General features: G+C 66.1%; 11 protein-coding genes. 1 reads left to right on the top strand and 10 read right to left on the bottom strand.

The features are described 5' to 3' along the window. Nucleotides 1-966 (bottom strand): AMP-binding protein (locus O9335_RS03635; RefSeq protein ID WP_298383705.1); only part of this gene is annotated, 966 nt, incomplete at its 3' end. 195 nt (nucleotides 967-1,161) lie between these two features. Here O9335_RS03635 and O9335_RS03630 point away from each other — a divergent pair. After that, nucleotides 1,162-1,416, top strand: a complete 255-nt coding sequence (locus O9335_RS03630) for an acyl carrier protein (RefSeq protein WP_298383702.1) — start codon at nucleotides 1,162-1,164, stop codon at nucleotides 1,414-1,416. 31 nt (nucleotides 1,417-1,447) lie between these two features. On the opposite strand, the gene O9335_RS03625 is transcribed toward O9335_RS03630, so the two are convergent. The 9 genes from O9335_RS03625 to O9335_RS03585 all read right to left on the bottom strand — a co-directional run bounded on the left by O9335_RS03625 (nucleotide 1,448) and on the right by O9335_RS03585 (nucleotide 13,231). Next, entirely contained in the window at nucleotides 1,448-2,938 is a 1,491-nt protein-coding gene (locus O9335_RS03625; RefSeq protein ID WP_298383699.1) for an oligosaccharide flippase family protein, read from the bottom strand. Between the two features lie 157 nt (nucleotides 2,939-3,095). Beyond that, nucleotides 3,096-3,938: a polysaccharide deacetylase family protein gene (locus O9335_RS03620; RefSeq protein WP_298383697.1), complete on the bottom strand. Its 843-nt coding sequence runs from the start codon at nucleotides 3,936-3,938 to the stop codon at nucleotides 3,096-3,098. Nucleotides 3,939-4,102: 164 nt separating this feature from the next. Further along, nucleotides 4,103-5,077: a polysaccharide deacetylase family protein gene (locus tag O9335_RS03615; RefSeq protein WP_298383694.1), complete on the bottom strand. Its 975-nt coding sequence runs from the start codon at nucleotides 5,075-5,077 to the stop codon at nucleotides 4,103-4,105. Further along, nucleotides 5,074-6,264: a hypothetical protein gene (locus O9335_RS03610; RefSeq protein ID WP_298383691.1), complete on the bottom strand. Its 1,191-nt coding sequence runs from the start codon at nucleotides 6,262-6,264 to the stop codon at nucleotides 5,074-5,076. Before O9335_RS03610 ends, O9335_RS03615 begins: the two co-directional genes overlap by 4 nt. Beyond that, a complete protein-coding gene (locus O9335_RS03605; protein WP_298383688.1) occupies nucleotides 6,261-7,589 on the bottom strand; it encodes a putative O-glycosylation ligase, exosortase A system-associated in 1,329 nt (442 codons plus the stop codon). Before O9335_RS03605 ends, O9335_RS03610 begins: the two co-directional genes overlap by 4 nt. An 11-nt stretch (nucleotides 7,590-7,600) precedes the next feature. Beyond that, a complete protein-coding gene (locus O9335_RS03600) occupies nucleotides 7,601-8,947 on the bottom strand; it encodes a phenylacetate--CoA ligase family protein (RefSeq protein WP_298383685.1) in 1,347 nt (448 codons plus the stop codon). Then, a complete protein-coding gene (locus tag O9335_RS03595; protein WP_298383682.1) occupies nucleotides 8,947-10,050 on the bottom strand; it encodes a glycosyltransferase family 4 protein in 1,104 nt (367 codons plus the stop codon). Before O9335_RS03595 ends, O9335_RS03600 begins: the two co-directional genes overlap by 1 nt. Further along, nucleotides 10,047-11,282 carry a TIGR04063 family PEP-CTERM/XrtA system glycosyltransferase gene (locus O9335_RS03590; protein WP_298383679.1) on the bottom strand — a complete coding sequence of 412 codons (1,236 nt, stop codon included), beginning with the start codon at nucleotides 11,280-11,282 and terminating at the stop codon, nucleotides 10,047-10,049. The genes O9335_RS03595 and O9335_RS03590 overlap by 4 nt, the downstream gene beginning before the upstream one ends. Continuing rightward, on the bottom strand, nucleotides 11,279-13,231 hold the full coding sequence (locus O9335_RS03585; protein WP_298383676.1) for an XrtA/PEP-CTERM system amidotransferase: 1,953 nt from the start codon (nucleotides 13,229-13,231) through the stop codon (nucleotides 11,279-11,281). The genes O9335_RS03590 and O9335_RS03585 overlap by 4 nt, the downstream gene beginning before the upstream one ends. Nucleotides 13,232-13,236 lie beyond the last annotated feature (5 nt).

The raw sequence follows: 13,236 nt of genomic DNA, 5'->3' as shown, positions 1-13,236 counted from the left end.
CGGCAAGTAGGTGGAGCGAAAGGCTTCGGTCAGGCCGTACATCAGAAACGGCTTGGCCGAGGGCACCCGAGCCCGCAGCTGGGCCAAGGTGTCGCGCGGCATGCGGCCGCCCGTGTTGGCAAAGTAGCGCAAATGCTCGTCAAGGCTGGCTGGCCATTCCAAGCCGGCCAATTGGATGTAGAGGGGCGGCACCGCCGTCAGCCCGGTCACGCGGTGGCGCTCCATCGCCTTGAGCACATCCCGCGGGAGCAAGTAATTCAGCAGCACCACTCGCGCGCCCACGTGGAAGGCCGTGGTGAGCTGGCTGAACCCGGCATCGAAGCTCAGGGGCAAGGCCGCGAGCAAGGTGTCGTCTTCCCGGTTGTCCAGGTAACTGGCCACGCTCTTGGCCCCAGCCACCATGTTTCGATGGCTCAGCACCACGCCCTTGGGCTTGCCGGTGCTGCCGCTGGTGTAGAGGATGGCGGCCACGTCGGTGTCGATCAGGCGGTGACCCGCGCGGGGCGGCGTTGGCAGCAACGAGCCCCAAGACAGCACCCCATGCCCAGCAGCTTCGTCTTGCGAGGTGAGCACCACAGCTTGGATCGAGGGGCATGCCGCCAAGGTGGGCCCGAGCTGCGCGTAGCGCTCCGGCGAAGTCACCAGCACCCTCACGTCGCAATCCCACGCGATGAAGCCCACTTGATCGGGCTTGAGCAAGGGATTCATGGGCACCAACACACCGCCGGCGGAAGGCACACCAAAACTCGCCACGACCGTCTCGATGCGCTTTTCAAGGTAGACGGCCACGCGGTCGCCACGCTGAAGGCCCCAATTCAACAGTCCGGCGGCGAGGCCGCGAATCTGGGCAGCCAACTGCCCGTAGTCGAGCGATTGGACCCCGTGGACCAGGGCCGGCGCCTCGGGACGGAGTTCAGCCTGACGCAGCGGCAATTCGTGGAGCAATTGAGATTCGTGCAACGGCATGGCGCCCGGTGAAATGCTCAAAGAGGTCGAAGTCGAGGTCGGGATCGAGGGTTGCGGCGAATGTAGTCGAGGCACTGCCTTGTTTAGCCCCGCCCCCCGGGCCTGCGGGAGGCTGGGCCATCGGCCCGGGGCGCCGACGATAAACTCCGCGCCCCTTCATCTGGGGCCTGCTTGAGCCGTCCCACGCCGTTTGCCATGTCCACCGACGCCCTGCACCACGTCCTGCGCATCCTCGACGACGTTTTGTCGCTCGGCGGGCGGGCGCAATCGTTCACCCGTGAAACGCCCTTGGTGGGCGCCCTGCCAGAAATGGATTCGATGGCGGTTGTGTCGCTGATGACCGCCATGGAAGAGCAACTCGGCATCAGCATCCACGACGACGAAATCGACGGCGACGTTTTTGCCACCGTGGGGTCGCTCGCCGACTTTCTGAGCGCGAAGCTGGGCTGAGCGCCGGCGCTCAGCCCAACGGCCCCGAGCGTCACGTCGAAGAGTGGGGCTCGACCGGCGGCGCCGCGGTCGGGCGCGATTTGCTCACGATCCATTCCACCAGCGACGACTCCGGACCACTGGGCCGACCTGCCGCCCACCACGCGCCGAACACCGTCGCCACAAAGCTGCCGACCGCCAGGGCAGCCAAACCCAGCAACTGAGCGAAAGCCGCCACGCTGGATTCCACCGTCGGCAACCAGAGTCGCACCGCGTGGATCACCACGGCCATCACAACGGCCCCGAGGGCGGGACGCCACAAGACCCCCAAGCGCTGCAGCAGGGTCAAGGGCAACAGCCCGTGAATCAACCACGCCGACAGGGGCACCAGCAGAACTTGCACGCCCACCCAGCACCATGCAGCACCGACCAGGCCCGCATCCGACCACAGCGCGATGGCGACGGAAGGAAGCAACAGCACGTTCTCGGTGAGTCGCAGCCACGTCGACCGCTGAGGCTGACCCAACACTTCAAAGATGGCCAGGCTGGTGAGTTGGAACATCGACAGGCAGCCCGAGATGCCGAAGATCATCACCAGCGGCGTGGCACCCAGCCAGTTCATGCCCAGCAACGCGCGCACGACCAAATCGGGCATCAGCACGAAACACAAGCCGACGGGCAAGGTCACCAAGACGATGCTGCCTTGCACCCGCAGGAACGACGAGGCCAGGGCCTGGCGGTCGTGGGCCACCGCGGCATAGCCAGGAAACACCGCCCGCAAAATGGGCAACATCAACTCGGAGGTGGCCAGGGTGGCCAATTCCAGCGACAACCGGTGCAGGCCCAAGGCCGCCAGATCGAGATGGCGGCCGATCATGAAGTCCGGGCCTCGGTTCTTCAAGCACTCCATCAAGCGGGCCAGCACCAGCCAGCGCGAAAACCCAAACAGCGCCCGTGCGTGGGTGAGGTTGAACCTGGGCCGGTACGGGTGCATGGTGTAGCTCAGCACCGTGCCCGTCGCACGCTGGGCCACCATGCCACCGATCAGTGCCCAGTAATTGCGGAAGGCAAGCGCCAAACTCACGGTGACCCCGAAGGCCACCAGCTTGCGGTACAGCATCAACTTGAACTCGGCATCGAACCGAAACTCCTTGCGGAAGTGCACGGTGCCGATGTTGTCGAAGCCCTGGACCAGGGCGATCAAGCCCAAAACCGCCATCACGGGCACCAAGCGTTGATCCCCATGGAATTGCGCGGCTGGCCACGCCAGGGCCAGCAGCAGCAAGAACGCAAACACGCCGTAAATGACGTAAAGCGTCCAGGCGCTGTCGTAAGCCTCGCGCGATGCATCCTTGTCGCGCAACAGGGCCAAATCGAAGCCAAAGTTGCCGGCCACCTCCACGAAGGCGTAGACGGTCATCGCCATCGCCACCAAGCCGAAATCGGCGGGCACCAACAAGCGCGCGAGGATCAGCGTGGACACGAAGCCGATCGCCCGCTCCAACAGGCGCAGGCCCACCATCCACAGGGCCCCGACGGCCACTTTCCGTCCGACTGCAGTCACAACCTGTGGCCCCACAAAACGAGTGCGCGATTCTGCATGGGGGCATGGTTCGGCAAGGGCCTGCCTTTCCCTGAAGCCATCTGCCCTGCGGGGCGGGGGGCAGGTCTGGCTTGAACCGACAGGCGCTGCTTGAGCATCATGCGTGGCCCGTCACTCGCCCACGGAGGCGGTCCACCCAGTACCAAAACCCACTGAGCCGGGCCTCCAACGCGATGTCGCTCATCGACTGCCCGTCCAGGATCCGGGGCAGCGCCATGGGTTCATGGCGCCCGCTCGGTAGACCGTAGTCCGTGGTCGTGGCCGTCTCGATGCCCGACTGCCGCAAGCTGACGAAAGCCCGCTGGTCATGCACGCCACTGGGGTAGCAAAAGTGCTTGAACGCCATGGGCGATTGCCCGGTCAAACGCGCCAAATGCTCGCGGTTCAGGGCCAGCTCGCGCTCGACCACGGTCGCCCTCATGTCGCCCAGGTCGTGGTGGTGGGTGTGGAGTTGAACGTCCATGCCCATGTCGAGGCACTGGCGCAACTCGGCCGGCGTCATCGGATGCAGGCTGCGGCAGGCCAGCACGGCGGACACATCCACCCCCAGGGCAGCGCCCCAACGGGTCCACTCCGCCTCCTGCGCGGGTCCATCGGGCAGCGAGCGAATGCGCTCTTCCAGCGCCGTCGCCCAGTCGTCGGGGGCCGTCTCTTGGCCCAGCAGGATGCGAGGATCCAGAGGCTGCGTGGCGCGCTCCAGCAGCCACGTGGCGGTCACCGGCGGAATCGGGGTCCCAATCAGAAAATCGTGCGTTGCCAGGTACAAGGTCGACGGCCAACCCAGCCGAGCCAGCGCCGGCGCCATGTGGCGCGCCGTGCCGGCCCAACCGTCGTCGATCGTGATGACGATCTCGCGGCCGTTCAACCCCCCTTCCTGGCAACGTTTCCAGGCCTCCTGCAGCGACAGCGCCGTGTAGCCGACCCGCTTCAGAGCGTTCATGCGATGGGCGAAAAGCTCAGGGCTCATGAACACCCGATCGCCAAAATGAGGCGCTGGCCCCATCCAAATGCCGTGGTAGCACAAGATGCGCAGGCGGTGTCGGGTGGTCCTGCGCGCCCAGGCAAACAGGCCAAGGAAGCGGCAGACATGCAGAAAAGCGTCGATCAAGCGCAGACTCCCCGCGGATCGACGCGCAGGTTTCGCACCAGCCGCCAACCGTAACGCCACCGTTGGGAGTCCCAAGGTGTGAAGCGCGGAACCTGCAGCGGATCCACTTCAACCCCTGCCGACGCCCACTCCGTGGTAACCGCCACCTCGTAGCCCGCCTCGCGGACGATCTCCACCGACGCCTTGGAGTAGTCCTGGCCCGGCTTGCCATTCGGGTAAGCGAACACCGACACGGGCTGATCCAGCAGACCCTCCAGGGCGGACCGACTGCCGCTCACTTCGCGCAAGGCCTCAGCCCTGGGCAGTTGCGACAGGATCGGGTGATTCACGGTGTGAGCACCGATTTGCATGCCTCCGTCGCGCAAGGCTCTCACTTGTTGGCTGGTCATCATCAAATCTTCAGGAAACTGGCTCACCCCCAAGCGGTTGGCCAGCGCGGCCACGGCCTGATCGCGTGCCTTGTCACCGAGGTACTTGGTGGCATGAAGCAACCGATTGACGCTGGCTCGGCGGGCCTCCCAGCCGTCCAGGCTGAGTGCATCGACGCCCTCGAGACCCAGGTCCCTCACATCGATGTGCGCACGCGCTGAGTGCCGCACGGCGTGGACCAAGGTGTCGCTCCACATGCGACCACCATCCAGGTAGCCGGTGGACACGAAGAAGGTGGCGCAAAGGCCGTGCTTTTGCAGCAGCGGCAAGGCCACGCTGGCGTTGTCGGCATAGCCATCGTCGAAGGTGATGGCCAAGGCCCGTGCGGGCAGGACCCCGTCTCTCAATTGCCGCACCGCCTTCTCCAAGGGCAGAACCGGCGCCCAGGACGCCAGCCAACCGCAAACGGCATCGAAGCGCGCGGCATGCATCTCGCCGGGGAACAGGGGGTCGGGCTGGGGCAGCACGCGGTGGAAGATCAACACCGTCAAACGCCCACGAGCGCCCCCCGGGCTGCCCCAGTGCCAAGCAGCTTTGATCATGGCGCCACTCCGTCGTCCAGCCAATCGCGGGCCGCCTGCAGCTTGACCCGATCTCGCCGCCACGCAGCGGTGGAACGCCCCCGAGCCCACGTCTTGAGGCGCCTCCCCCCCAACAGCTTGAGCCACTCGACCGCGTGCATCTTCAAGAGGTAGCGACGGCGATCCCGTCGCAGTCGCTTCGCCACCGCCGGATGACCCTGCACCAATGCCAATCGAATCAACTCTTCGGTGTACGCCAGGGAGGCCCCGTCGGAAGGGCGCAGAGCCACCAACTGGTCGACGCTCGTGTACGGCGGCAGCTTGTCCGACTCGGCACCCAACAGGTGAAGCGCCAACGAGGTTCGAACGCACTTGGGACACTGACCGCAGTTCTGATCGACCGAGCGCCAACAAACTTGGAGTTCGTGAAGCAAATCGGGGGCTTGCAGCAAGCGACGGGTCTTTTCGGTCCGACCGCAATCGGCCCCGTGGTGGGTGACGGTGGTTTGGTCTGTGGACCACAGGGGGTCGAGCACGGGGTGCGAGCCCCAGGGAATCAGGTGGCTGTAGGTGAAGGTTGACGGAATCACCACGCTTCGAGCACCCAGGGCCACGCCCAGCGAGGCCAACAAGCCGCCGTGAGCCAGGTTCCAAGACAGCCGTCGCCGCTGCAGAAACGCCCGTACGTTGTTGGCCACGGGGAGCAGCGCGACCCCCTGACGATCGGCAAACGCACGTCGTGCGCGCACGTTGCGGCGCCAGCCGTCTTCGTCATCGGTGTCGAAACCCTGAACCAGCACGACGTGCGACAGCTGCTCGCGGCATTGCAGGAAGGTGTAACTGCTGTCCACCCCGCCGGAGAAGGTCGACAGGCTCCACCCCCGGTGGTCCGGCTCTGGGGCAGTCGACGCCTGCACCGGCACCCATCCGATGTCCTCGTCGTTCCACGACAACCAAACGGCCTGCACGCGCTCGAGGTTGCGCACCCAGGTTGGCGAGACCCGATGGGCAGGATCTAGCACCAGCGGCACCCGGCGCGCCATCGCCTCCTGCAGGGCCAGCGCCAAAAAGGGCTCGGCACGGGGGCCATGGAAGGCCCCTGACGGGGCATCGAACCACACCAGATCGCCATCGATCTCGGCCTCCAGCCGTTGCGTTTCGCCCTGCGGCGTCAGGCGGAGGTGGCGCACGTGCACAGCGTCGCTCATGCAACCCTCCGCTTTCGCACGGCGACCGGGGCCGCCTTGCCCCAACCGAGATGAGCCTGCCATGCCGGCACCTGGGGCTCGGCAGCCTGCAACTTGGCGTTGTGGGCCCATAGGCGGGCCACCACCACCAAGGTCATCGTGTAATAGGGCAGGTCAAAGTAGGCCAAGCTCAGGAATATGCCACCCACCAAATAGGTCAACACCGACACCTGTGCCATGGTTCCCAAGTCGCTCAGCCAGCGCTGCTCGGGGTTGCGCTCTCCCATCCGAATCAAATCGGCCGCGCATCGCCACGTGGACCACCAGATCCCCACGAACAACAGCACCCCCAAGTAGCCATGGTTTCCCAGCATCTGGAAGTAGATGCTGTGGGCGGCAAACACCTTTTCCGGGTATGGCGAATAGAGGGCAAACAGCTCGGGCCGAACGGTGTTCATCCCGATGCCGAGGGGATAGTCCTTGACCAAATTCCAGGCCATCCACCAAGCGTTGAGGCGGCCCAAAGCCGACTGGTCGGTCTGGTAGTCGTCGATGGTTTGCATGCGCTGCATCCACGACTCCGGCACGGCCAGCAACACCACCACGGCCATCAGGGCCAAAACCAGCCCAATCCGGACCTTGGCTTTGCTTTTCCACCAGAAAAAGGTCCCCATGGCCGCCATGGCCAACAGCCCGCCCCGCGACTGGCTGCCGATCACCGACGTCACGCACAACAGGATGAGTGCTGTGTAGACGTGGCGCCACCAACGGTGCTGAACCTGCAACTGCAGGAAGCGCAACAGCGGGATGGTCATGACCAGCGCGCAGGCGAAGTCGTTGTTGTCGGCGATGAACGATCCGGGCGGCCCCCAGACTCTGCCACCGCCACCCGTGGCCAAGGTGTACAGCCCACCCTTGAGACCCAACAAGCCCATGGAGCCCACGAGGACGGTGGCCAGCCCCATGATTTGCTGCTTGGTGTGCACCAGCACCACGGCCATGACCACCATGACGTTGATCTTCATAACCTTGGTCCACTGGTCCCAATCACCCTTTGGGTCCAAGCCCAGGGCCCAGGTGATCGTGATCCACAAGGTCAACACGATGAACCAAGTGGCTGGGCCGGCCACGAAGGGCGATCGCAACCGGTCGCGGGTGACCACCATGCCCAGCGCGATGGCGGCGACGGTGACCTGAGCCAGCGGCGCGGAGTACGCAAACCCGAAGGCGAAGCGGTGGGGGTTCATGATGGACAGCCAGACCCACAGCAGCAGCCCGACCCAAGGCCGGCGCAGGGCGATCAAGACGCCCAGAGCGACGATCGTGACGATGACGATGTCACGCATGGCAATGCCCCTCAACGCGCATGGCTGACGATGTAGCGGAACTTGCCCGAGCGCTCGGGCGGGATGCGCTCGACCAGCTCAACCTCGACCTTGACACCGGCGCCCAACCGAGCACGAACACCACGCTCGATGGTCTGCCGGTGAGCGGGCAACCAGCCATCGCCGGGCACCACCGTCACCTCGGTGTGATCTCGGGTGTGCTGCACGATCTTGAAGGCCGCCACGCCGGGGAGGTCGCGCAAGACGTAAATCAGCGCCAAGCCGTGCATGACGGTGCCGTCTTGGGCGATGACGAAGTCGGTGCTGCGGCCCTGCACCTCGTCCAACACGGGCAGGCCCCGGCCACAGGCGCAGGTCCTGCCGCTTTGCACGCCCATGTCGCCCGTGCGGTAGCGGATGAAGGGGAAGTCCGGCGTGGCCAGGTGCGTGACGACGATCTCCCCCGTCTGGCCGGGTGCCACGGGTTCACCCGCTTCGTCCAGCAGCTCGACAATCACGTCCTCTGCAGTCAGGTGCAAGCCGCCCGACGGGCATTCGTGGGCGATGAAGCCCGCGTCGCGCCCGCCGTAGCCGTTGGCCACCGGGCAGCCGAACACGGACGAGATCAAGGCCCGCTGCTCGTCGTACAGGCGCTCGGAGGTCACGAAGGCCACGCGGATGCCCAAGTCATCCATGCCTTGTCCCCGCTGGCGCGCATGCTGGGCGATGAGCGACAGGGCCGATGGGTAGCCGAACAGCATCCGAGGCCGTTGGCGGCGGATGGCGTCGATGAACCCGTCCAAGCGCGCCTCGCTCATCTCGAAGGCCGGCAGCAGGGCCGTTCGCATCAAACGGTCGCGCAGCGCCTTGATCCGATCCTGGCTGCCCACCTCGATGGGCGAGCCCCACACCACGGTTTCGGGGTCGCCGATGTCCACGCCCCACCAGCGGGTGGCCCGCCATTTGGCCGCCACGTCGTGGCTCACCCGCTCGTGGCCGATGTAGAAGATGAGCGGTTCGCCCGAACTGCCACCCGTGTTGAACCGGGCCAAGCCGCGAGCCTGCTCGCTGCGCCAGCGATCGCCAGCGGCGCGGATGTCGGCCTTGCTCGTCCGGGGCAGGCGGCGAAGGGCCTCGAGGCTGCGCACTTGCGTGGGGTCAAAGCCCAGGTCCCGAAACAGGTCGCGGTAGTGCGGCACGTGGGCCCCCGCCAGGGTCAGCAAGCGCCGCAGGCGGTCCACCTGCAAAGCCTGCAGCTCCGCCGGCGTCGACCATTGGCTGCGCTCCAACGCACGTCGCACCGCCACGGTGTCATGGTGCTTGAGTCGCTCCTGCAAAGGAAAAAGGCAACCCGAGACAAAGCGCGTGTACAGACCCATCACGCCCTCGACGCCAGCGCTTCGGCATACACCCTTGCCCATTGCGGGGCCACCGCCGACCAGGTGTAACGCCCCACCGCCACCAACCCGTTGCCACGCAAGCGGTCGCGCAGCGCAGCGTCTTGGGCCAAACGAACCAAGGCATGCGCCATCGCCTCGTCATCGCCCGGCGGCACCAAGCAGGCCGTTTCGTCGTGCTCGGCGATGTAGGGCACGCCCCCCACGTTGGTGCTCACCACGGCAACGCCGCTGGCCATGGCCTCCAGCAAGGAGTTGGGCATGTTGTCCACCAGGCTGGCGTTGAGCAACACATCGGCCTGACGGTACAAGTCCGCCATGGCCTCGCGGTCCAAGCGTCCGGCGAAGCGCACGGCGTGCGACAAGCCCAGCTGTTGCACCAAAGCCTGCAGGCGCTCGGCCTCTGGGCCGCTGCCGGCCACGGTCATGCGCGCATCGGGCACCTGCGTCACCACCCGCGCCATGGCCCGCAGGGCACTGGCGTTGTCGTAGATGGGCTCCAGGTTGCGTGCCACCAGCACATGAAAACCACCAGAGGCCGGGTTTGGCGCTGGGCGAAAGCGCGCCGTGTCCACGATGTTGGGCACGACCTGGGCCGGCAGCCCATGCTTGGCGAAGACCGCCTCCAAAAAGCCCGAGGGCACCACCAAGCGGGCACAACGACGCAGGCTGGGGCGAACCCAGCGCGCCGCGCGCTGCAAAAACGAGTCCGCCTCACCACCGCGGTAGTTCACCACCACCGGACGCCCCCGCCAGGCGGCCACCCAAATGGCCGGCGCGGCGAACAGATGCCAGCTCCACCCAGAATTGGCCATGACGTGCACCACATCGGCCTGCCCGCACGCACGCCACAAGCGGCCGACGTAGCCCACCAGCCGGGCCACGGCGCGAACGCCACGCCACGAGGCCAGCCACGCCGGGCGATAGGGGGGGTTCGTGGGCAGCAAGTCGACTTGCAGGCCCTCGCCGATCAAGAGTTCGCGCAGTTGCCGGGTCTGGTTGGCCATGCCACCGGACGGTGGCGGCACCGGCCCCACGAGCAACAAGCGACGCCCCGCCAAGGGGGCCCAAACCGACGCGTTCACCGACTGCCCGTGACGTGCTGCGCGAGCACGCGCTCGTAAGCGGCTGGGTAATTCGCGACCGACGCCCCCCAGTGCCGTTCGGTCTCGACAAAGCGGCGACCGGCGGCTTTCAAATCGGCCCAGCGCTCAGGCGAGGCCAGCAAGTCGAGAGCAGCTTGGGCCAATGCTTCGGCCGAGCCTGCCTGGAACAGATGCCCGGTGCGTCCATGCGCGATGAGTTCCCGGTGCCCGCCAACGTCCGAGGCCAGCAAGAGCCGGCCTTGGGCCATCGCCTCCAGCGGCTTCAAAGGCGTGACCAAATCCGTCAATCGCATCGAATGCCGAGGGTAGACGAGCAGATCCACGAGGTCGTAGTAGTGCTGCACCTCGCTGTGGGGCACTCGGCCCGTGAACAGCACCCGGTCCTGCACCCCCAAGGCCTGGGCTTGGGCCTTCAGAGCCGCATCCTGCGGTCCTCCGCCCACCAGCAGCACGCGAACGTCGGGGCGGCGTTGCAGGATGGCGGGCAGGGCTTGCAGGAGAAGGTCCAGCCCCTCGTAGGCGTAAAAGCTGCCGATGAAGCCCAGCACCACGCAGCCTTGCAGGCCCAGACGCGCCTGCAACTCGGGGTCGGGGTGACCGCTGGGTGTGAAGGCCCCGACGTCTACCGCGTTCGGAATCACCGTGACGCTCGCCTCGGGCAAGCCACGCGCCACGATGTCTTGCCGCAGGCCCTCGCAGATGGTGAACACATGCGCCGCGCGGCGCAGGGCTTGCGTCTCGAAGGCCCAGGTCAGGCGGTATCGCAAGCTGCCTTCCCGCGTGCTGCCGTGGTCCACCGCAGCGTCTTCCCAAAACGCCCGCACCTCGTACACGACCGGCAGGCCCAGCTCTCGGCCCACTTGCAAGGCGGGCCAGGCGTTGAGCACGGGCGAATGGGCATGGATGAGGTCGGGCTTCACCTGCCGGGCCACCTCGGTCAAGCGCGCCCGCAGGGCCTTCATCAACTGCCGCTCGCGCAGCACCGGCCACCGCGAGCCCGGCAAGTCAGGGGTGCGGTGGAAGTGCCAGCCGTCGACCGTTTCCTCGAGCGCGCCATCGGCGCGGTCTCCCAGCCCGGCGCTGTGCTTCGGGCTGCTCAGGTGGTGCGTCTCCCAACCCATGGCGCGTTGCCCGCGCAGCAGGGCCAAGCTGCGGAAGGTGTAGCCGCTGTGCAGGGGGATGGTGTGGTCGAACACATGCAAAACCTTCATGCTGCCCTCCCCTCCACCGTTGCGGCTGGCACGGGCAGCCCAATGGAATCGGGCGCGTCCACCACCTGACGCAAAAAGCTGTCGAACATCATCAAGGTCCAAATCGGGGCGCTGTAATCATGCTGGCCACTCTGGTGCGCATCCACCAAGTGCGCCAGGTATTCGCGCTGGAACCAGCCGGTGCTCAGCAAACGATCGCCCAGCAAGCTGTCGCGAACCCGCTGCTTCAACGGCCCCCGGAACCAACGGGCCAGCGGCACGGCAAAGCCCATCTTGGGGCGGTACAACACGTCGTGCGGCAGCAAGGGCTCCATCGCCTTCTTCAGCAGGAACTTGCCCTCTTGGCCGCGGATCTTCAAGCTGGACGGCAGCGTGGCCAGCCACTCGATCAGGTGGTGGTCCATCAAGGGCTCGCGCACCTCCAGGCTGTGGGCCATCGAGGCCCGATCGACCTTGGTGTTGATGTCCCCCACCAAGTAGGTCTTGTAATCCAGGTATTGGATGAGGGCCAGCGGGTCGCGCGTTTGGGCCTGAGCACCGTGGCGCTCGAACACCTCAAAGGCCTGGTAGCCACCCAATTCACGCTGGAATGCGGGCGAGAACAAAGCCTGCCGCATCGGTCCACGGAGGATGGAGACCGAGTGGAAGTAGGCCTGCACCGCATGCCGAGCCAAGCCCTCGAAGGTGGTCTTGGCACGCAAAAACCGGGGCGCCCAGTCCAGCTTCGGGTAGATGGCTCCCAGCGTGCCGAACAGCGGCTTGCGCAAGCCGTAGGGCAGTTTGGAGCGCAGGCCTTCTTCCATCAGGTGCAGCCGATAGCGGCGGTAGCCACCGAAGGTTTCGTCCCCGCCGTCGCCCGACAAGGCCACGGTGACGTGCTGCCGCGCCAGTTGGCTCACGCGGTAGGTCGGGATCGCGGAGCTGTCAGCAAACGGCTCGTCGTACAAACGCGCCAGGGTGTCGATGAGGGCGAAATCGTCGCTGGCCACCGTGTCGACGTGGTGATCGGTGCGGTAGCGGTCGGCCACCATTTGAGCGAACTCCACCTCGTTGAAACGAGGGTCGTCGAAGCCCATCGAGCAGGTGACCACCGGCTCGGGACGCGCGGCTGCCATGGTGGCCACCACCGCGCTGCTGTCCACGCCACCGCTCAAAAAGGCCCCCAAAGGCACCTCGGAAATCATGCGCAACCGAACCGACTCCATCAGCCGCTCGCGCAGCTCCGCTTCGGCGTCGGCCTGAGCGATGGGGTTGTCCAGCGTGAAGCGAACATCCCAGTAGGCGCGCGGCTGAGGTTCGCTGCCAGCGCCACGGGTCCACAAGAGGCAATGGCCCGGTGCCAGCTTCTTGGCGGCCTTGAACACCGTGCGTGGCTCGGCCGCATAGCCCAGCGCGAAGTACTCCTCCACCGCGCAGGGGTCCAGGTCGCGGGCCATGCCGCCGTGCGCCAGCAGGCTCTTGAGCTCGGACCCGAACAGCAACCAGCCGTCGGGCAACAAGGCGTAATGCATGGGCTTGACGCCCATCCGGTCGCGGGCCATGAAGAGGCATTGCCGGCGGCTGTCGTGGATGGCGAAGGCGAACATGCCGCGCAGGTGCTGCACGCAGTCCTCGCCCCACTGCTGCCATGCGTGGATGATGGTTTCCGAGTCGCTCTTGGTGCGGAACACATGCCCGGCCGCCTGCAACTCCGCCATCAGGGCTTGGTAGTTGTAGATCTCGCCGTTGAACACCAGGGCGACGCTGCGATCGGCGTTGAAGATGGGTTGCTGACCGGTCGCCAAGTCGATGATCGACAGCCTGCGATGGCCGAGCCCCAGACCGGGTTGCAGGTGCAAGTCACCCTCGTCCGGCCCGCGGTGGTGCTGGGACTCGTTCATGCGGTGCAGCCGGCCCCGGTCGGGGAGGCGTTGCTCGCGGGTGTCAAACAGACCGGTAATGCCGCACATCGAGG

This window comes from Inhella sp. (assembly GCF_027532025.1).
GTDB lineage: Bacteria > Pseudomonadota > Gammaproteobacteria > Burkholderiales > Burkholderiaceae_C > Inhella.
This window is presented reverse-complemented; position numbering and strand designations above follow the sequence as displayed.